The organism is Bordetella sputigena (genome assembly GCF_965137885.1).
GTDB classification, from domain to species: domain Bacteria; phylum Pseudomonadota; class Gammaproteobacteria; order Burkholderiales; family Burkholderiaceae_B; genus Bordetella_C; species Bordetella_C sputigena.
This window is the reverse complement of the sequence record NZ_CBCSCA010000009.1, coordinates 34,455-54,272: the sequence shown is the minus strand read 5'-3', so window position 1 is coordinate 54,272 and position 19,818 is coordinate 34,455. Positions and strand designations below refer to the sequence as shown.

The following is a 19,818-nucleotide window of genomic DNA, read 5'->3' as shown; positions in this document are numbered from 1 at the left end:
TGCCCGCACGCTGGATGCGCAACCGGGCCCTAGCGCTGCGCGAACGTGTCGACGATCAAGGCGCGCAGCCACTGGTTGCCACCGTCCCGTTGAAAACGCGCATGCCAATATAGATTGCTTTGCAAAGCGGGCACGCGGATCGGCGGCGTCAGGATGCCCAGGCCGAAACGCGACGCCGCGCTGTCGGCCAGCTTGCGCGGGACCGTGGCCAGCAGATCGGTCGCGCTGACGATATAGGGCACCGCGGCGAAGTGCGGCACGCTGAAATGGGACGCCAGCGCCAGGCCGGCCTTTTCCAGGGCCTGGTTCACCTGCCCATAAGGCGCGGCATGCGACACCAGCAAATGCCGTTCGGCGCGGAAGGCCTTCAGGCCCATGCCTTCGTGGGCGGTGGGATGATCGCGCCGGAACAGCGTCGCATAGCCCTGGCGAAACAGCATCCGCTGCAGCAGACCGCCGGCCAATCCATGAAAGGCGCCCAGCGCCACATCGACCCGGCCCGCATCCATTTCGCGCTGCAAGTCGGCCCCTTGCAGGCGCACCGATTCCACCCGTACGCCCGGCGCCTGGCGGGCGCAATGCTCCATCAGGGCGGGCATGAAGTGGATCTCTCCCACGTCCGTCATCGCCACGCGGAAGCGCCGCGTACTGGCCGACGGATCGAAGCGCGGCGGGGCTTCCAGCGCGTGTGCCAGGGTGCTCAGCGCCTCCGCCACCGCGCCGCCCAAATGTTGCGCGTACGGCGTGGGCAACATGCCTTGGGCCGTGCGTACGAACAGCGCGTCGTCGAAGGTGGCGCGCAGCCGGCGCAGCGCATTGCTGGCCGCCGGTTGCGTAATGCCGAGGCGCCGCGCGACGGCCGACAGGTTGCGGTCTTCCATGAGGTACTGGAAGACGATCAACAGGTTCAGGTCCAGGGCGCGCAGGTCGGGCATGCCGCCTATTATCCCCTGATATTCATGAAATTTATGGTCTATATTTTTCCATTCACCTAGCGGAGACACCAGGGGTCGGGGGAAAATCGCCGTAGGGCCGCGTCGGATTGCGTCGCCGCGCCCGCCCGGCGCACCTTGCCCATAGACCAACGGAGACATCCCATGAGCTCGCAGCCCGCTGCCGCCAATGATGCGGCCCCGCGCTACATGACCGGCTTCGGCAATACCTTCGCCACCGAAGCCCTGCCTGGCGCGCTGCCGGTGGGCCGGAATTCGCCCACCCGGTGCCCCTACGGCCTGTACGCCGAACAGTTTTCCGGCATGGCGTTCACCGCGCCGCGCGCGGAAAACCGCCACGCCTGGCTGTACCGCATCCGGCCGTCCGCGCAACAGGGCGCCTTCGAAGCATGCACGCAGGCGGGCGGCTGGGCCAGCCGCTTCGGCGCGCAGGCGGTTTCGCCGAACCGCCTGCGATGGAGCGCGCGGCCGATCCCGCAAGCACCGACCGACTTCATCGACGGCATCGCGACCATCGGCGGCAACGGCGGTCCCGACGAGGACAACGGCGTGGGCATCCATGTGTACACGGCCAATGCGCCGATGCGCGGCCGCTATTTCTACGACGCCGACGGCGAACTGCTGATCGTGCCGCAGGCCGGACGTCTGCGGGTGGATACCGAGCTGGGCCGCATGGATGTCGCGCCGCTGGAAATCGCCGTCATCCCGCGCGGCACGCGGTTTCGCGTCACCCTGCCGGACGGCACGGCGCGCGGCTATCTGCTGGAAAATTTCGGCGCGCCGCTGCGGCCGCCGGAAAAAGGCCCCATAGGCTCGAACGGACTGGCCAACCTGCGCGATTTCGAAACGCCGGTCGCCTGGTACGAAGACATCGAGGGCGATTTCGAGCTGGTGGCCAAGTTCGAAGGGCGCTTCTGGCGCGCGCCGTTGGGGCATTCGCCCCTGGACGTGGTGGCCTGGCATGGCAATCATGCGCCGTATAAATACGATCTGCGCCGCTTCAACACCATCGGGTCGATCAGCTTTGATCATCCGGACCCGTCCATTTTCACGGTGCTGACCTCGCCGACGGATACGGTGGGCACGGCGAATATGGACTTCGCGATTTTCCCGCCGCGCATTCTGGCCATGGAGGATACCTTCCGGCCGCCCTGGTTCCATCGCAATGTGGCGAGCGAATTCATGGGTCTGATCCAGGGTGTCTACGATGCCAAGGCGGAAGGTTTCGTGCCGGGCGGAGCCAGCCTGCACAATCGCATGAGCGGGCATGGCCCCGACGCGGAGACCTTCGAGAAGGCCTCCAATGCCGACACATCGAAGCCGCATTACATCCGCGATACGATGGCCTTCATGTTTGAAACGCGGCGCGTGATCCGTCCGACCGAAGCGGCGCTGGCCTGGCCGGAACTGCAGGCCGACTACGATGCCTGCTGGCAAGGACTGCGCAAGCATTTCGACCCGGCGCGGCCGTAGCGGCGGGCGCGGAATTGCATGGCGCGGCGTGGAACGCCGCGCCTTTCCCAAAGGACAAACGCGCGACGCGACGCGACGCGACCGACGCGTTCCAACGCTCCGCGGTCGCGGCCTTCGAATCAACGGGCTTCGCCCTCCTATCCGGATACGACATTCATGACCGAGCTCAACGAAACCCACGATCCCGCGCTGCGCGGCTGGCTGCATAGCGCCAACGACGATGCGCTGGGTTTCCCGGTACAAAACCTGCCCTATTGCGTCTTCCGGCGCGCCGGTTCGACGCAAGCCTGGCGACCGGGCGTCGGCATCGGCGACCAGATATTGGATCTGGCCGCGCTGGCTCAGGCGCAACCGTTCACCGGCGACGCCGCGCGCGCCCTGGCGGCATGCCAGGGCACGGACCTGAATGCCTTGATGGCGCTGGATGCCAGTTCCTGGTCGGCCTTGCGCCTGGCCCTGTCCCGCGCGCTGCGCGAAGGTTCACCATTGCGGGATCGCATCGCCCCCCTGCTCGTGGCCCAGGCGGATGCCGAGTTTTCGGTGCCGGCGCGCATCGGCGACTACACGGATTTCTATATCTCGGTCCACCACGCCACCGCGGTGGGCCGGCAGTTCCGCCCCGACAACCCGCTGCTGCCCAATTACAAATGGGTGCCCATCGGCTATCACGGACGCGCCTCCAGCATCGGGGTAGGCCAGCACTTCCATCGTCCGGTGGGCCAGACGCGGCCGGCGCAGGAAGGCGGCACGCCGGGCTTCGGGCCTTGCGCGCGGCTGGACTATGAAGTGGAGCTGGGCGTTTTCATCGGCACCGGCAACGCGCTGGGCCGGCGCATCGCCCTGGACGACGCCGAGGCCCATATCTTCGGACTGACGATCCTGAACGACTGGTCCGCGCGCGATCTGCAGGCATGGGAGTACCAGCCGCTGGGGCCTTTCCTGTCGAAGAACTTCGCCAGCACGATTTCGCCGTGGATCGTCACGCTGGAAGCGCTGGCGCCGTTCCGCGTGCCCTTCCGGCGCGGCGAGGGCGAGCCGCAGCCGCTGCCTTATCTTTCGTCCGCGCACAACAGCGCCAGCGGGGCCTTCGACGTGCGCCTGCGCACCGAACTGGGCACGGCGCAATCGCGCGAACAAGGCGCCGCGCGCGCCACGCTGGCGCGTAGCAATTTCCGCGATGCCTACTGGAGCATCGGCCAACTGGTCGCGCACCATACGGTGAACGGCTGCAATCTTCAGCCGGGTGACATGCTGGGCACGGGCACGCTGTCCGGTCCGGAGCCGGACCAGGCGGGATCACTGCTGGAATTGAGCCAGGGCGGCAAGACGCCCATCACCCTGCCCTGGGGCGAGACGCGTACCTTTCTGCAGGATGGCGACGAAGTCGCGATCAGCGCCGAATGCGTCAAGCCGGGCTATCCGCGTCTGTCGTGGGGCGCCGCGGTGGGACGGGTGCTGCCGGCGCTGGCATAAGGGCTCGTCATCATACGTCTGACGACAAAAGCCGTCCACGCGGCCGGCCCTCAGCGCTCCTGCGCGCGGCGCAGCCGTTCCCGGCTGTTGCTCAGATGGGTCCGCATGGCGGCGCGCGCCGAATCGGGATCCTGGCGCCGTATGGCCTCGAAGATGTCCTCGTGCTCGCGATTCACGCGCGCCAGGTAGGGTTCGCGGTCCTCATCGCCCAACTTGGCCGAATTGATGCGCGTGCGCGGAATGATCGCGGCGCCCAGGTGCGATAGCAGATCGGCAAAATACTTGTTGCCGGTCGCCTGGGATATCAACAGATGGAAGCGGAAGTCCGGCGTAACGGTATCGCCGCCGGGATCGAGGGCGGCGCGGAACTGATCCAGGGCCTCGCGCATCTGTGCCAGCTGCTCGTCCGTGCGCCGCAAGGCCGCCAGGCCGGCGGCTTCGGTTTCCAGGCAGATGCGCAATTCCAGGATGACCAGGATGTCCCGCACGGTCGCGATGTCAGCCGGATCGACGCGAAAGTCGCCGCCTGTATTCGGCTTCAGCGCATACGTGCCCACCCCATGATGGGTTTCGACGAGCCCCGACGCCTGCAGCCGCGACAGCGCTTCGCGCACGACCGTACGGCTGACACCGAAGGTGCGCATGATCTCCGATTCGGTGGGCAGCTTATCGCCGGGGCGGATTTCCCCGCCGCGGATCTGCTTGGACAGGCTGTCGACCAGTTCCTGCGCCAGGCTGCGAGGGCGGCGGCGCATGGGGAGTTCGGCGGACATGGACGTGGTCGTCATAGTATTTTTCCCTGGTCGCCGGCTCCGCTTGACGGGCGCTTGACGGGTATTTCGGGCCGTCATTATACTGCCCACGCGTTGTACGATGACCTATAAGCCGCCGATTTGAGCACCCAATCCGGCGCGGTGTAAATACCGGCCTCGCCAGTACGGAGACAACGTCGTGAGCCTTCCGGCTATTCCCGCATCTTCCCCGACGCAACGCGTCTCCACCCTGCTGCTGACCGGCGCGGCCGGCGGCCTGGGCAAAGTCCTGCGCGGACGCCTGAAACCCTACGCCGACGTGCTGCGGCTTTCCGACATCGCCGACCTGGGTCCCGCGCAGCCGGGCGAGGAAATCACCCTTGGCAACCTGGCCGACGCGGGTTTCGTCGACGGCATGGTCGCGGGCGTGGACGCCATCGTCCACATGGGCGGCGTGTCCGTCGAACGTCCTTTCGACGAAATCCTGCCCGCCAACATCCAGGGCGTCTACAACCTGTACGAAGCGGCGCGCAAGCATGGCGTCAAGCGCGTGGTCTTCGCCAGCTCCAATCACGTCATCGGCTTCTACCGCCAGGGCCAGGTCATCGATGCGGACGTACCGGTGCGGCCCGACGGCTATTACGGCATCAGCAAGGCCTTCGGCGAAAACCTCTCGCGCTTCTACTTCGACCGCTACGGCATCGAAACGGTGTGCCTGCGCATCGGCTCGTCGTTTCCGGAAGCCAAGGACAGGCGCATGCTGGTGACCTGGCTCAGCTACGACGACCTGACCCATCTGATCGCGCAGTCGCTGTTCACGCCGCACGTCGGCCATACCATCGTGTACGGCGCGTCGGCGAACCGCGACAGCTGGTGGGACAACTCGCGCGCCGCGCATCTGGGCTTCCAGCCCAAGGATACGTCGGAGCCCTTCCGCGCCAAGGCCGAAGCCCAGGCCCCGCTATCGCCAGACGATCCCGCCGCCCGCTATCAGGGCGGCGCCTTCGTGAAGGCCGGCCCGTTCTGAGGAGCCGCGACCAACAGAGCACACCTGCAGTCAGAACCAGCAGCACCAAGCGCCACAAAAAAAGCCCGATAACAGGCTCGCCGCGTATCGCGCCACAAGCGCGGCCCGCGGCACTCCATGGAGGTAGACAACGATGCCGCACACCACGCCGCTGCTGCCGCGCGGGCCCATCCGCCCGGCACGCACCGCCTTCCACCCCGTCGGCGCGGCCGTCGCCAAAAGCGCCCTCGCCCTGGCCGCGCTGCTCGCCCCGGCCCTGACCGTGCACGCGGCGGAATTCCGCTCGGCCGACATCCATCCCGACGACTATCCCACCGTGCTGGCCGTGCGCCACATGGCGGACCTGGTCAAGCAACGCTCCAACGGCAAAATGACCATCCGCGTCTTTTCCGGCGGCAAGCTGGGATCGGAGAACGACTCCATCGAGCAGGTCAAGCTGGGCGCGCTGACCATGGCGCGCGTCAGCAGCGCGGCCATGCACAATATCTGCCCGAATACACGCGTGCCCTCGCTGCCTTTCCTGTTCCGCTCCGTCGACCATCTGCACAAGGTGCTGGACGGCGACATCGGCGAGCAGTTGCTGAAGGCCTGCGAAGGCGCCGGCTTCGTCGGCCTCGCCTGGTACGACAGCGGCTCGCGCTCCATGTACACGCGCAACAAGCCGATCAGGACCCTGGCCGACGCCAAGGGTCTGAAGATCCGCGTCCAGCAATCCGACCTGTCGGTCGCCATGGTCGAGGCCATGGGCGCGAACGCCACCCCCATGGCCATGGGCGAGGTCTATACCTCGCTGAAGACCGGACTGGTGGATGCGGCGGAAAACAACTTCCCCAGCTACGAAAGCGCGCATCACTACGAAGTCGCCAGGTACTACGAGCTGACCGAGCACAGCATGACGCCGGAGATCCTGATCTTCTCCAAGCGCCAGTGGGACAAGCTGCCGCCGGAAGACCAGAAAATCCTGCGCGACGCGGCCAGGGAGTCGGTGCCCTACATGCGCAAGCTGTGGGAAGAGCGCGAGACCAAATCCCGCGCGATCGTCGAAAAGGCCGGTGCGCAGATCATCGAGGTCGATAAGGCGTCCTTCCAGGCGGCGATGAAGCCGGTATACGAACGCTTCGTCACCACGCCGGAAATGAAAGACCTGGTACAGCGCATCCTAGCGGTGCAGTGAGGACGCCATGCTGGCGAGTTCGCGGGAACGAACCACGGCGGCCCCCGACCGGCCCGGCGGGCACCGGCTGCTGGATACCTACACACGCTGCTGCCGGCTGCTGGCCCGCATCTGCATGTGGGTCAGCGTTGCCGGGCTGACCTGCCTGATCGCGGCGGTAGCTTTCCAGATATTCGGCCGCCATGTGCTGAACCGCACGCCCACCTGGGCGGAAAGCATCGCCATGCTGCTGGTGCTGTACGTGACCATGCTGGGCGCCGCGGTAGGCGTGCGCGACGCGGGGCATATCGGCTTCGAGTCCCTGCTGGAAGCCTTGCCGCCGGCAGGCAAGCGGCGCATGGAGATCTTCATCCATGCCCTGGTCTGCCTGTTCGGCGCGATGATGGCCTGGAACTGCGCCATCCTGGCCGAATCCGTCGCGGATTACATGATGCCGAACCTGGGTATTTCGGAGGGTTGGAAGTACCTGCCCGCCACCCTGTCCGGCGGCCTCATCGCCTTGTTCTCGGTGGAACACATCGTCGCGCTGCTGCGCAATCAAGAGGTCATCCCCGCATGGCGCTGACGCTGCTTTCCGTCTCCTTCCTGGGTTTCCTGGTGATAGGCGTGCCGGTGGCCTTCGCCATCGGCCTGTCCTCCATCGCGGCCATCCTTTACGAAGACCTGCCCATCGCCGTGGCTTTCCAGCAGATGACGTCGGGAATGAACGCCTTTTCGTTCCTGGCCATCCCCTTTTTCATCTTCACCGGCGAATTGATGCTGTACGGCGGCATCGCCGACCGCATCGTCAATTTCGCGCGGTCGCTGGTCGGCCACGTGCGCGGCGGACTGGGCATGTCCAATGTGGTGGCGTGCACGCTGTTCGGCGGCGTGTCGGGCTCGCCGGTGGCGGACGTCTCCGCCATGGGCTCGGTCATGATCCCGATGATGAAGCGCGAAGGCTATCACGCCGACTACGCGGTCAACGTCACCACGCATGCCGCGCTGGTGGGCGCGCTCATGCCGACCAGCCACAACATCATCATCTATACGCTGGCGGCGGGCGGCAAGGTATCGATCGCCGCCCTGATCGCGGCCGGTCTGCTGCCGGCGCTGATCCTGACGGTATGCAATCTGGCGGCGGCCTACTTCGTCGCGCGCCATCGCGGCTATGCGGCCGGCGAATTCCCCGGCTGGCGCATTGTGTTGCGCTCGCTGGTGGCGGCGGCGCCGGGATTGTTCGTGGTCGTCGTCATCATCGCCGGCATCCTCAGCGGCGTATTCACCGCGACCGAATCGGCCGCGGTGGCGGTGGTCTACGCGCTGGCCCTGACTATCCTGGTGTACCGCACGCTGACATGGACGCAGTTCGTGCGCGCGGCCGCCAAGGCGGTCAAGACGACCGGTGTCGTGCTGTTGCTGATCGGCATATCCGCCACCTTCGGCTACCTGATCAGCTTCTACGGCGTAGCCGAAAAAACCGGCGACCTGCTGGCGTCGATCTCCACCAGCCCGTGGGCCATCTTCCTGATGGTCAATATCGTGCTGTTCCTGCTCGGGACCTTCCTGGACATGGCCGCCACGATATTGATCTGCACGCCTATCTTCCTGCCCATATGCATGCAATACGGCATGGGGCCGGTGCAGTTCGGCATGGTGATGCTGCTGAACTGCGCGCTGGGCCTGAATACGCCGCCGGTGGGCACCACGCAGTTCGTCGGCTGCGCCATCGGCGAAGTCTCGGTGGGCACGGTAATGCGCACCATCTGGCCATTCTATGGCGCGCTGCTGGCCGCGCTGGCGCTGGTCACCTACGTACCGGCGTTTTCGCTATGGCTACCGGGCGTTCTGCTGGGCAACGGCTAGCGCCGACCGCGGGCGCACGAGCAGCGGACCGAACACGATGCTGGCCAGGCCCCACATCACGCAGGCGGCCCAGAGGGTCTGGCTGAGGAAATGGGCTCCTTGCATGACGCGTACCAGCGAAAACACCAGTCCGGCGGCCACGCCGATGGCCAGGCCGCCCCAGCGCCATTCGGGGCGACGCACCGCCCATCCGGCAAAGTACAGCGATAGCATCGCATAGCCCGCGCCCGCATGATTGCTGGGTAGCGCGCCGCCGCCTTCACGACGGCTGGACGCCCAGAAGTGGGCAGGATAGTTGGCATAGCCGCCGAACATGCTCAGGGCATAAGGGCGCGGCAGCGCGGTGTAGTGCTTCAGTTGCGAAATGATGACCTGTCCCAGCAGGCAGGTCGCGGCGATGCCCCATAAAGGCCCGCGCCACGGACGCAGCGCCGGGAACCAATGGCTGGCGATCGCCGCCGCGGTCGCGGCGACGGCGACGCCGATAGGCAGCACCAGGACGACACGGTGCCCCAGTATCTCCAGCGCGCGCGACGCGCGCCACGGAAAGGTACCGGCCGCCGCGTCGTAGAAGTAGCGGGACAAGGCCAGGTCCAGCCCCGAACGATTGACCGCTTCGGCCAGCAAGGCCAGGAGCAGGGTGATACCGAACACATGGGTCAGCAGATAGGTATCGAGACGAACGGCGGCCTTGGCGGACGCGGCAACATGGAAACGCATGGGCGAGCCAGGGAAAAAGACCCCGGCACACTACCCGAGGGGGTATCGAATATTTGTCAAATCTCTTCGGTACCGTTGAAACGCAGCGTGAAGCACGTCCCGTGAGCGGGCACGCCGACCCACGATTCCACGGTCAGGCTCCACCCTTGCATATCGCAGACCCGCTTGGCGATGGCCAGTCCCAAGCCGCGGTCCAGTTCCACGGCCGCCCGGGCCTCGTCCACCTCGCCGTTGGCGTCGCGGCGGCGCACGCTGTAATAGCGGTCGAACACGAAAGGCAGGTCATCCGGCTTGATGCCCTTGCCGTTGTCGCGTATTTCCAGACCGGCGTTGGACTGGGAACCGATCGCCCGGACTGTCAGCGTGGCCGGCGCGGCGTGTTCGATGGCGTTGCGGATCAGATTGCGCAGCACCGTCAGCAGGGCATAGCGATCCAGCTCGCGCACCGTACCGGCCGGCACCTGGTGATCCAGGTCCAGCCCTGCCTGTTCGGCATTGGCTTCCAGGCCCTGCCAGGCCGCGGCCAGCAATTCGGCCAGATCCACGGGTTCGGGCGCGCGCCGTTCGTCGCGCGCCATGGCCCGCGCGCTTTCCAGGGCGGCCGCAACGCTATCGACGTTCTTCACGATGCGGGTCAGGCGGGTCTGCTGGTCGGGCGTCACCGCGGGCGCCAGCAACATCAGCTCGCCATCGCTGCGGATGGCCGCCAGCGGCGTGCGTACCTCATGGCTCAGATTGGCCGCGAATTCCCGTTCGCGCGCCAGCGACCGGTCCACCTGGTTCTGCACACGGTTGAAGGCTTCCACCAGGCGTCCCACCTCGTCGTTGCGCTCCACGGCAAGGTCGGGCGATCCGGGTGCCCAGGTGGACAGGCGATCGGTCAGGGTCAGCATGGAGCCCACGGCCAGGTAGGCGACCTTGCGGGCGACGCCATAGGCCGCCACGATGCATATCACCCCCAGCCCCAGCACGATCAGGCCGAAGTCGAATACACGGTCTTCGTTGTCCGTGGCGTCGTACAGCACGATCAAACGCCGTTGCGCATCGACATTGGCCACCACCACATGCCAGGTCTCCGTACCCGGTTCCAGCAAGTGCAGGCCCACGGCAAGGTTGTCGACTTCCTTGGGTATCGCGGGGTTGGGCACGCCCGGCTGCTGCACCCAGGCGCGCATGGCGCCGCCGACTTCGTGCGAGCCCAGCTCAGTCAGCGTTTCCTGGCCGCTCCTGATCCGCTCGATAAGCCGCTGTGTTTCAGTGGTCAGGATATCGTTGACCAGATCGTCTTCCATCTGGTCGAAGGTCAGATAGGCCAGGACCACCAGCACCGACACGAAGATCGACACCGTGCCCGTCAGCGCCCACACGACCCGCTGGGTCAGCGTACCGCCGCTCTTCATGCCGCGCCGTCCGCGACGTCCACCAGCCGCCAGCCCGTGCCATGCACGGTCTCGATGCCGTCGAAGCCGGCATCGGTCAGGGCCTTGCGCAACAGGTGCACCTGGCTGCGCAGCGCGTCCGACGACGGCGGCTCGCTACCCCATAGCAGCGTCTCCAGCTCGGGACGAGGCACCACGCGACCGGGATCGCGCAGCAAGGCGTCCAGGATCATGCAGGACTTGCGCGTCAGGTGCACGGGCTGTCCATTGACGGATACGGCGCGCGTGCGGCTGTCGTAGCTCAACGGCCCCCAGCGCCTGACCGGCGTGCCGACCGCGCCGCTGGCACGCTGGATCAGCGCGTGCAGCCGGGCCTCGACCTCCGCCAACGCGAAAGGCTTGGTCAGGTAGTCGTCCGCGCCATGTGAAAACCCGGCGAGCTTGTCGGCCAGTTCGTCGCGCGCCGTCAGCATCAGCACGGGCACGGACAGCATGTGCTCCGTCCGCATGGCGCGCAGCACGTTGTAGCCGTCCATGCCCGGCAGTCCCACGTCCAGGATCACCGCGTCGAAATGCTGCGACGTCAACATGGACAGGGCCGCGCGGCCGTCGTAGGCCGCGTCGGGTACGAAGCCGCGGGCTTCCAGGAAGCTGTATAGATTGCCCGCGATGGTGGCGTCATCTTCAACAATCAATACACGGTGATGCGCGGCGGATAAGGGCGCGGCTGCCATGGGCGGGTCCCGGTCCGGTCAGGCGCGCACGACCTTGCCGGGATTCATGATGCCGGCAGGGTCCAGCGCCTTCTTGATACGGCGCATCAGCGCCAATTCGATGGGATCCTTGTAGCGCGGCAGCTCGTCTATCTTGAGCTGGCCGACGCCGTGCTCGGCGCTGATGGAGCCGCCGTGCGCATGGACGCTGTCATGCACGACGCCGTAGACCTGCGGCTGCAGCGCCAGCAGCGCGGCTTCTTCCTGGCCGGGCGCGCGGGTAACGTTGTAGTGCAGATTGCCGTCGCCCAGGTGGCCGAAGATGACGTGGCCGATGCCCGGGAAGCGTTCCTGCAGCAGCGCGTTGGTCGTCCGCACGAAATCCGCGATGCGCGAAATCGGCACCGACACGTCGTGCTTGATGGATTTGCCCAGTTCCGCCTCGGCCAGCGGGATGCTTTCGCGCAGATGCCACAGCGCCTTGCTCTGCGTGATGTTTTCCGCGATGGCGGCGTCGCTTGCCAGGCCGGCTTCGATGGCCTCGCCCAGCACGGTTTCGAAACGCTCGCGGGCGTGCGCTTCGCTTTCGCTATCCGACAGTTCCAGCAGCGCGAACCAGGGAGACCGCGCGGATTCGTCGCTGAACGGCAGGCGCTGCTGCGGGAACAGCCGCACCACGGCTTGCAGACAGTTGCCCGCCATCAATTCGAAACCCGTAAGCGCCGCGCCGAAGCCCTGGCGCGCACGGCCCAGCAATTGCACGGCGGACTCCACGTCGGGCACCGCCAGCAAGGCGGTGCAGCGGGCGACCGGCAGCGGGAACAACTTCAGCGTGGCGGCGGTGATGATGCCCAGCGTACCTTCGCTGCCGATGTACAGATCGCGCAGGTCGTAGCCCGTATTGTCCTTGCGCAGGCCGCGCAGGCCGTGCCAGACCTCGCCGTCCGGCGTCACGACTTCCAGGCCCAGGGTGAGGTCGCGCGTATTGCCGTAGCGCAGTACCTGCGTACCGCCGGCATTGGTGGCCAGGTTGCCGCCTATGGTGCAGCTGCCCTCCGCCGCCAGGCTCAGGGGGAACAGCCGACCGGCCTGCTCGGCGGCCTGCTGCACGGCCTGCAGGATGCAACCCGCTTCGACGGTAATGGTGTCGTTGTCGGTATCGATGGCCCGGACGCGATTCATGCGCGCCAGCGACAGCAGCACCGCCTTGCCGTCGTCCGCCGGCGTGGCGCCACCGCAAAGCCCGGTATTGCCGCCCTGCGGCACCAGCGGCACCCCATGGCGGCCGCACAGGCGCACCACGGCCGCCACCGCGTCGGCCGAGTCCGGGCGCGCCACCGCCAGCGCGCGGCCCCGATACCGTCCGCGCCAGTCCAGCGTGTAGGAGTCGGTATCAGCGCCGGTCAACACATGATCGGCGCCCAGCAGGGCTTGAAGTTCGGCAAGGAAAGTCATCGTCCACCGTATGTGTAGAACGCCCGATACGCAGCCGGGCGGGAGGGGCTATTGTAGGACTGAAGCGATGCCGGCAACACCCGGTCAGGATTGTCGAGATCGGACACATTCGGCGTCCCGGCGTCCATGCCACAATTCCATCCGGCATGCACCATCCCGCCGGGCCCCTGGCGGCCAGGCCGCGCGATGCCGCGATGCCGCTCCCATGGAAGGCCGGCCCGCCAACCGCCGCGCCGGCCCCCGCACTAGGGCATAGTCACTAGGCCATGCGCCCTGAGCGGTCCGGCCCCGCTTATCGGGGATAATCGCCCTTCCGTGTCTACCGAATCACTGACCACAAAGGAACCACCGTGGGTAATGCGTCGTCTTTCCCGGCTTCTATCTTCAAGGCGTACGACATACGCGGCACCGTGCCCGACCTGCTGAACACGCGCTTCGCGCGCGAACTCGGCCTGGCCCTGGCGGCCGTGGCGCGCGAGAAGAACATTCCGGAACTCGTGATCGGCCGCGACGGCCGTCTCAGCAGCGAAGAACTGGCCCTGGCGCTGCAGGAAGGCCTGAACGCCGGCGGCATCAGCACCCTGGACATCGGCCAGGTGCCCACGCCCCTGGTGTATTTCGGCGCCTATACCGAAAAAACCGGCTCGGGCGTGGCCGTCACCGGCAGCCATAATCCGCCGAAGTACAACGGCTTCAAGATGATGATGGGCGGCGCCGCGCTGTACGGCCAGGACATCCAGAACCTGCGCGTGGCCATGGACGCCGCCGGCGGCCAGGCGCCCGCCGGCGTCACCCCCGGCCGCCGCCGCACCATGGACATTGTCGGCCGCTACATCGAGCGCATCGTCGGCGACGTCAAGCTGGCCCGCCCGATGAAGATCGCCATCGACTGCGGCAACGGCGTGGCCGGCGCCATCGCGCCCAGGCTGTTCCGCGAAATGGGCTGCGAGGTGACCGAACTATTCTGCGAGGTGGACGGCAACTTCCCCAACCACCACCCGGACCCGGCCGACCCGCACAACCTGGAAGACCTGATCCACTGCCTGAAGACCACCGATTGCGAGATCGGCCTGGCCTTCGACGGCGACGGCGACCGCCTGGGCGTGGTCACCAAGTCCGGCGAGATCATCTGGCCCGACCGCCAGCTGATCCTGTACGCGCGCGACGTCCTGTCCCGCAATCCGGGCGCCATGATCATCTACGACGTCAAGTGCAGCCGCCACGTCGGCCTGGCCGTCAAGGAAGCCGGCGGACAGCCGCTGATGTGGCAGACCGGCCATTCGCTGGTCAAGGCCAAGCTGGCAGAAACGGGCGCCCCGCTGGCCGGCGAAATGAGCGGCCATACCTTCTTCAAGGAGCGCTGGTACGGCTTCGACGACGGCCTGTACACCGGCGCGCGCCTGCTGGAAATCGTATCGCGCGACGCCAACCCGTCGGCCGTGCTGGAAGCCCTGCCCAAGGCCATGTCCACGCCCGAACTCAAGCTGGAAATGCAGGAAGGCGAGCCCTTCGAACTGGTCAAGGCCCTGCAGGAAAAAGGCAAGTTCGACGGTGCGATCGATGTGGTCACCATCGATGGCGTGCGGGCCGAATACCCCGACGGCTTCGGCCTGGCCCGGCCGTCGAACACGACGCCGGTCGTGGTGTTGCGCTTCGAGGCGGACAACGACGCCGCGCTGGCGCGCATCCAGGACGACTTCCGCAAGCAGTTGCAGGCGCTGAAGCCGGACGTGAAGCTGCCGTTCTAAAGAAACGCCAGGCAATGCCCCAGGCATTCCTGGCGTCGCTCGAAAAAAAGCCGCCCCTGTTGGCGGCTTTCTTGCTGGGCGGTTTCCGCCGGTGCGGCGCGCCCGACCGGACGCGCCGCACCGGCGGAAACCGCGCATTCCCCCTAGCGCAGGAACTGCGTGTACCAGGGCATGGCCACTTCCAGGCCCTCGATGATGTCGTGCATGGGCGTGTAGCCCAGCTGGTCGTAGGCCTTGGCGATATCGGCCTGCGAATGCCGCACGTCGCCGAGACGGAAATCGCCGTAGATGGGCGCCTTGTCGTATTGCACGCCATGCTTGGCCAGCAGCCGCTTCAGGTGCGCGAACAGGTCGTTCAGGCTGGTGCGGGCATTGAAGGCAACGTTGTAGACCTGGTGCTTCCCCTCCGGCTGCGCCAGCGCCGCCAGCAGATTGGCCTGCACGGCGTTCTCCACGAAGCAGAAGTCGCGGCTGGTTTCGCCATCGCCGTTGATCACCACGTCTTCGCCGCGGATCATCGCGCCGATCCACTTCGGAATGACGGCGGCATAAGCCCCGTTGGGATCCTGCCGCTTGCCGAACACGTTGAAGTAGCGCAGCCCCACGCCGCCGAAGCCATAGGTCCGGGCGAACACGTCGGCATACAGCTCATTGACGTACTTGGTCACCGCGTAGGGCGACAGCGGATTGCCGATGGCGGATTCCACCTTCGGCAAGGCCGGATGGTCGCCATAGGTGGAACTGGAAGCCGCGTAGACGAAGCCCTGCACGCCGGCATCGCGCGCCGCGACCAGCACGTTCAGAAAGCCATCGATGTTCACCGAATTGGTGGCGATGGGATCCTGGATGGAGCGCGGCACCGAACCCAGCGCCGCCTGATGCAGCACGAAGTCCACGTCGGCGACGGCCTTGCGGCAGGTCTCCAGATCACGGATGTCGCCTTCGATGAAGGTGAAGCGGCCCCATTGTTCGGCCGACACCAGCTCCATGACTTCGTCCAGATTGTGCTGATGCCCCGTGGCGAAGTTATCCAGCCCGACCACCGTCTGGTCCAGTTTCAGCAGCGTTTCCACGATATTCGAGCCGATGAATCCGGCGCAGCCGGTCACGAGCCAGGCGCGGGGCGACTTGCGCAGATCTTCGGTGATTTGTTGATAGCGTTGCGACATGCTTTGCCCTTTTCAAACGTGGATGACCAAACTCGGATTACGAAACCGGGATTACAGACGCAGGTCCGATTCTTCGGGCTGCAGCACATACTTCAGGTCGTACAGCACGTGCTCGGGCTTGCCATAGGCGCGGATACGCGCGGCACCCAGCTCGGCGAACTGCCGATGAGCTACCGCAAGAACGATGCCGTCATAGCATCCGTCCCGCGGCGCGGCGACGGGGTCGATGCCGTATTCCGCGCGCGCCTCCGCCGGATCGACCCAGGGATCGTAGACGTCGACCTCGACCCCGTATTCACTCAGCTCGCGCACGATGTCCACGATCCGCGTATTGCGCAGGTCCGGGCAATTTTCCTTGAAGGCCAGGCCCATGACCAGAACCCGGGCGCCCTGCACATGGATGCGCCGCTTGGTCATGGCCTTGACCAGCTGCGATACCACGTAGCTGCCCATGGCGTCGTTCAAGCGCCGGCCCGCCAGGATGATCTCGGGGTGGTAGCCCAGGCTTTGCGCCTTGTGCGTCAGGTAATAAGGATCGACGCCGATGCAGTGGCCGCCCACCAGGCCCGGGCGGAAAGGCAGGAAATTCCATTTGGTGCCCGCCGCCTGCAGCACCGCTTCGGTATCGATGCCCATTTTGTTGAAGATCAGGGCGAGTTCGTTGATCAGCGCGATGTTGACGTCACGCTGGGTATTCTCGATGACCTTGGCCGCTTCGGCCACCCGGATCGACGCGGCCTTGTGGGTGCCCGCCGTGACGATTTCCCCATACAGGGCATCGACCAGGCCGGCGACTTCCGGCGTCGAGCCGGCGGTGACCTTCTTGATGGTGTTGACGCGATGTGTCTTGTCGCCCGGATTGATTCGCTCGGGGCTGTAGCCCGCATAGAAATCGCGGTTGAACACCAGCCCGGAAACCCGTTCCAGCACCGGCACGCATTCTTCTTCCGTGGCGCCGGGATAGACCGTGGATTCGTAGATGACGATATCGCCGCGCTTGAGCACGCGGCCGATGGTTTCGCTGGCCTTGCGCAGCGGCGTCAGGTCGGGCTGCTTGTAGGCATCGATAGGCGTGGGTACCGTGACGATGTAGACGTTCGCCTGGGCCAGCTGCGCGGCGTCCGCGGTGAACGACAGCTGCGTGGCCGCGGCGAGTTCCCCGGGTTCGACTTCCAGCGTGTGATCGCTTCCGCGCCGTAGTTCTTCGATGCGATCCGTGTTGATGTCGAAGCCCAGTACGGGACGCTTCTTGCCGAACTCCACGGCCAGGGGCAAGCCGACGTAGCCCAGACCGACGATGGCCAACTTCACATCCCGTATACCCAACATGACGGATTTCCTGCCGCTATAGATAGGACGATTTTAGTGGATGGGGCCGGCCTGCCCGGCCGATACGGCGCGTCGATGCGACCATCTTGGTCGCGGCGGCGAAATCTGGATAAAAAAAAGCCCGAGATCTGACGATCTCGGGCTAAATCCACCAAAGGAGGAGGGTGGAGGAGACAACCGTGGCATGTCGCAGAGGGTTAACCCTGGAGTACCCTCCCAGGTACTCTGTCTGCTGTCGGGGTTTTCACCGCACCGACTGCGTTTCGACATCCGATGGACAAATCATAGCCAAACTTTTTGTGCGATGCAAGAAGATTTTTTGGGGCAATTCAACGGGCCGCAAACTGTTGCTTTTGTGCATCGCATTAATTCGCCCGACCGCCCGGCGCACTGGCGACGGCGCGCCGACGGGGAGTAGCAACGGCCATGCCGCCCCGCCCGAGTCGGGCGAACGTCGGACGGGGTTAACCCTGTAACAGTATGCAGCGGGCCGAAAAGGCCAGGGCCGGCGGACAGCGCGCGGCCCGGTCCCGCCGGCGGCGAGCCGCGTCTACAGCCAATAGGCGGTGCCGGTCATCACCCGCGAAAGCGCCCGCATGGCGCCTCGCACCGGCCAGGGCAGCGGCGCCGCGCCGGCCCGTTCCGCGCTGACGCGATGATTGATCTCATCCTGCTTCATCTGATCCACCACTTGGCGGGAACGGTGGTCCTGCGCGGGGAGGCTTTTGAGATGGCTGTCCAGGTGGGCTTCCACCTGGCGTTCGGTTTCCGCCATGAAACCCAGATTGCGGCGCACCCCGGCCCGGCTGGCCAGCAGGCCCAGGCCGAACGACCCGGCATACCAGAACGGGTTCAGGAAACTGGGGCGGCTGCGCAGCTCGCCCAGGCGCCGCTCGCACCAGGCCAGATGGTCGACCTCTTCCGTGGCGGCCTGGTGGAACATCTGGCGGGTAGCCGCGTCCGAGCAGCCCAGCGCCTGGCCCCGGTACAAGGCCTGGGCGCAGATTTCACCGACGTGATTCACCCGCATGAGCCCGGCCGCATGCCGGCGTTCGGCCGGACTGAGCGTTTCGGAGGTTTCCGGGCCGGCCGGATACGGTCGTCCGGCGCTGGAGACGCCAGCCAGCACCCGCAGGGCGCGATCCGCCTCACCCAGCAGGGCGTCCAGCGGACTCTTGCGGCGGGCCAGCGGCGGAATTGCGGAAGAAGGCTGCTGCGGATACGACATGAAAGACTCCTTGGACTCGGACATTCCCATTGTAAGGACTGCAAAGAGCGCGCCCGGATCGGGCTATGATCCCCGTTTGCGATGACGAATCAGGATTTCGACATGGAATGCACGATCGATTGGGGCGGCCCGTCTGGCATGATGTTCGTGGCCACTTCGGGTAGCGGTCATGTCGCGGTCATGGACGGCGCCGTGGACGGCGGCGGGCATGACCTGGCATTGCGCCCCATGGAAATGGTATTGGCCGGCACCGGCGGCTGCACGGCCTATGACGTGGTGCTGATCCTCAAGCGCGGCCGCCACGCCGTGACGGGATGCAGCGTCAAGCTGGAAGCGGACCGGGCCGAGACCGACCCCAAGGTATTCACCCGCATCCATTTCGCCTTCACCGTGACGGGGCACAAACTGCCGCGCGCCGCGGTGGAGCGGGCCGTGCAGCTGTCCCACGAGAAATACTGCTCGGCGTCGGCGATGCTGGCGAAAACGGCGGAACTTACGTTTTCCGTGGACGTGGTGGAGGCCGGCGCGCCCGAAGCCGCGAGCGCAAGCACGAACCCGAACTGACCGGCAGCGGAACGCCATGCGCCAATACGAAGATTTCATGCGCCATGTCTACGAACACGGCGTCACCAAGACCGACCGTACCGGCACCGGTACGCGCTCGGTGTTCGGCTACCAGATGCGGTTCGACCTGTCGCAGGGCTTTCCGCTGGTAACGACCAAGAAGCTGCATACCAAAAGCATCTTCATCGAGCTGCTGTGGTTCCTGCGCGGCGACAGCAATGTCCGCTGGCTGCAGGAGCGCGGCGTCACGATCTGGGACGAGTGGGCGGATGCGGATGGCAACCTGGGACCGGTCTACGGCGTGCAATGGCGTTCGTGGCCCACGCCCAACGGCGGCCACATCGACCAGATTACGCAATTGCTGGATCAGATCCGCCGCAACCCGGACTCGCGCCGGCTGATCGTTTCGGCCTGGAATGTCGCCGACATTCCGCGCATGGCCCTGCCGCCCTGCCACGCGCTGATCCAGTTCTACGTGGCCGACGGCAAGTTGTCCTGCCAGCTTTACCAGCGCAGCGCCGATATTTTCCTGGGTGTGCCGTTCAACATCGCGAGCTATGCCTTGCTGACGCATCTGGTGGCCCAGCAGTGCGACCTGGATGTCGGCGACTTCATCTGGACGGGCGGCGATTGCCATATCTACAGCAATCACTTCGAACAGGTCGAACTGCAGCTGTCGCGCCAGCCGTATCCGTATCCCAGGTTGAATATCAAGCGCAAGCCGGCGTCGATCTTCGAGTACGAATACGAAGACCTGGAAGTGGTCGGCTACCAGAGCCACCCGCATATCAAAGGGGCGGTGGCGGTATGAGCGCG

18 protein-coding genes are annotated in these 19,818 nt (G+C 65.8%); 9 read left to right on the top strand and 9 right to left on the bottom strand.

Features of this window, described 5'->3' with window-relative positions; genetic code table 11:
• Positions 1 to 29 precede the first annotated feature (29 nt).
• Positions 30 to 935: a LysR family transcriptional regulator gene (locus ACNA0R_RS17775; protein ID WP_415827377.1), complete on the bottom strand. Its 906-nt coding sequence runs from the start codon at positions 933 to 935 to the stop codon at positions 30 to 32.
• A 162-nt stretch (positions 936 to 1,097) separates the two neighbouring features.
• On the opposite strand from ACNA0R_RS17775, the gene hmgA reads away from it, so the two are divergent.
• Positions 1,098 to 2,426, top strand: a complete 1,329-nt coding sequence (gene hmgA / locus ACNA0R_RS17770) for a homogentisate 1,2-dioxygenase (RefSeq protein ID WP_415827376.1) — start codon at positions 1,098 to 1,100, stop codon at positions 2,424 to 2,426.
• A gap of 156 nt (positions 2,427 to 2,582) precedes the next feature.
• Positions 2,583 to 3,899 (top strand): fumarylacetoacetase, encoded by a 1,317-nt coding sequence (fahA, locus tag ACNA0R_RS17765; RefSeq protein WP_415827375.1) that lies wholly within the window; start codon positions 2,583 to 2,585, stop codon positions 3,897 to 3,899.
• A gap of 50 nt (positions 3,900 to 3,949) precedes the next feature.
• Here the strand turns inward: fahA and ACNA0R_RS17760 are convergent, their stop codons facing one another.
• Positions 3,950 to 4,687, bottom strand: a complete 738-nt coding sequence (locus ACNA0R_RS17760) for a FadR/GntR family transcriptional regulator (RefSeq protein ID WP_415827374.1) — start codon at positions 4,685 to 4,687, stop codon at positions 3,950 to 3,952.
• Positions 4,688 to 4,850: 163 nt separating this feature from the next.
• Between ACNA0R_RS17760 and ACNA0R_RS17755 the strand changes: the two genes are divergently transcribed.
• The 4 genes from ACNA0R_RS17755 (at position 4,851) to ACNA0R_RS17740 (ending at position 8,697) form a co-directional block, all read left to right on the top strand.
• Positions 4,851 to 5,678 carry an NAD-dependent epimerase/dehydratase family protein gene (locus tag ACNA0R_RS17755; protein ID WP_415827373.1) on the top strand — a complete coding sequence of 276 codons (828 nt, stop codon included), beginning with the start codon at positions 4,851 to 4,853 and terminating at the stop codon, positions 5,676 to 5,678.
• Between the two features lie 133 nt (positions 5,679 to 5,811).
• Complete coding sequence (locus ACNA0R_RS17750; protein WP_415827372.1) at positions 5,812 to 6,852, top strand: TRAP transporter substrate-binding protein; 1,041 nt, start codon at positions 5,812 to 5,814, stop codon at positions 6,850 to 6,852.
• 7 nt (positions 6,853 to 6,859) lie between these two features.
• The gene (locus tag ACNA0R_RS17745) at positions 6,860 to 7,417 is read left to right on the top strand and encodes a TRAP transporter small permease (RefSeq protein WP_415827371.1); all 558 of its coding nucleotides are present in this window, start codon (positions 6,860 to 6,862) and stop codon (positions 7,415 to 7,417) included.
• Positions 7,408 to 8,697, top strand: a complete 1,290-nt coding sequence (locus ACNA0R_RS17740; RefSeq protein ID WP_415827370.1) for a TRAP transporter large permease — start codon at positions 7,408 to 7,410, stop codon at positions 8,695 to 8,697. The genes ACNA0R_RS17745 and ACNA0R_RS17740 overlap by 10 nt, the downstream gene beginning before the upstream one ends.
• On the opposite strand, the gene ACNA0R_RS17735 is transcribed toward ACNA0R_RS17740, so the two are convergent.
• From ACNA0R_RS17735 to ACNA0R_RS17720, 4 genes are read right to left on the bottom strand one after another with little or no spacing between them, the layout of a single operon-like run.
• Complete coding sequence (locus tag ACNA0R_RS17735) at positions 8,668 to 9,417, bottom strand: phosphatase PAP2 family protein (RefSeq protein WP_415827369.1); 750 nt, start codon at positions 9,415 to 9,417, stop codon at positions 8,668 to 8,670. The genes ACNA0R_RS17740 and ACNA0R_RS17735 overlap by 30 nt on opposite strands.
• Positions 9,418 to 9,473: 56 nt before the next feature.
• The gene (locus ACNA0R_RS17730; protein ID WP_415827368.1) at positions 9,474 to 10,817 is read right to left on the bottom strand and encodes a sensor histidine kinase; all 1,344 of its coding nucleotides are present in this window, start codon (positions 10,815 to 10,817) and stop codon (positions 9,474 to 9,476) included.
• On the bottom strand, positions 10,814 to 11,530 hold the full coding sequence (locus ACNA0R_RS17725) for a response regulator transcription factor (protein WP_415827367.1): 717 nt from the start codon (positions 11,528 to 11,530) through the stop codon (positions 10,814 to 10,816). The genes ACNA0R_RS17730 and ACNA0R_RS17725 overlap by 4 nt, the downstream gene beginning before the upstream one ends.
• A gap of 18 nt (positions 11,531 to 11,548) precedes the next feature.
• On the bottom strand, positions 11,549 to 12,964 hold the full coding sequence (locus tag ACNA0R_RS17720; protein ID WP_415827366.1) for an FAD-binding oxidoreductase: 1,416 nt from the start codon (positions 12,962 to 12,964) through the stop codon (positions 11,549 to 11,551).
• A 350-nt stretch (positions 12,965 to 13,314) separates the two neighbouring features.
• Between ACNA0R_RS17720 and ACNA0R_RS17715 the strand changes: the two genes are divergently transcribed.
• Positions 13,315 to 14,712: a phosphomannomutase/phosphoglucomutase gene (locus ACNA0R_RS17715; RefSeq protein WP_415827365.1), complete on the top strand. Its 1,398-nt coding sequence runs from the start codon at positions 13,315 to 13,317 to the stop codon at positions 14,710 to 14,712.
• Between the two features lie 143 nt (positions 14,713 to 14,855).
• On the opposite strand, the gene ACNA0R_RS17710 is transcribed toward ACNA0R_RS17715, so the two are convergent.
• The 3 genes from ACNA0R_RS17710 to coq7 all read right to left on the bottom strand — a co-directional run bounded on the left by ACNA0R_RS17710 (position 14,856) and on the right by coq7 (position 18,438).
• Positions 14,856 to 15,881, bottom strand: a complete 1,026-nt coding sequence (locus ACNA0R_RS17710) for an SDR family oxidoreductase (RefSeq protein WP_415827364.1) — start codon at positions 15,879 to 15,881, stop codon at positions 14,856 to 14,858.
• A gap of 51 nt (positions 15,882 to 15,932) precedes the next feature.
• On the bottom strand, positions 15,933 to 17,210 hold the full coding sequence (gene tviB / locus ACNA0R_RS17705; RefSeq protein WP_415827363.1) for a Vi polysaccharide biosynthesis UDP-N-acetylglucosamine C-6 dehydrogenase TviB: 1,278 nt from the start codon (positions 17,208 to 17,210) through the stop codon (positions 15,933 to 15,935).
• 550 nt (positions 17,211 to 17,760) lie between these two features.
• Complete coding sequence (gene coq7 / locus ACNA0R_RS17700; protein ID WP_415827362.1) at positions 17,761 to 18,438, bottom strand: 2-polyprenyl-3-methyl-6-methoxy-1,4-benzoquinone monooxygenase; 678 nt, start codon at positions 18,436 to 18,438, stop codon at positions 17,761 to 17,763.
• 102 nt (positions 18,439 to 18,540) lie between these two features.
• Here coq7 and ACNA0R_RS17695 point away from each other — a divergent pair, with 102 nt between their 5' ends.
• The gene (locus tag ACNA0R_RS17695) at positions 18,541 to 19,002 is read left to right on the top strand and encodes an OsmC family protein (protein ID WP_415827361.1); all 462 of its coding nucleotides are present in this window, start codon (positions 18,541 to 18,543) and stop codon (positions 19,000 to 19,002) included.
• Positions 19,003 to 19,018: 16 nt separating this feature from the next.
• Complete coding sequence (locus ACNA0R_RS17690) at positions 19,019 to 19,813, top strand: thymidylate synthase (protein ID WP_415827360.1); 795 nt, start codon at positions 19,019 to 19,021, stop codon at positions 19,811 to 19,813.
• Positions 19,814 to 19,818: the final 5 nt, after the last annotated feature.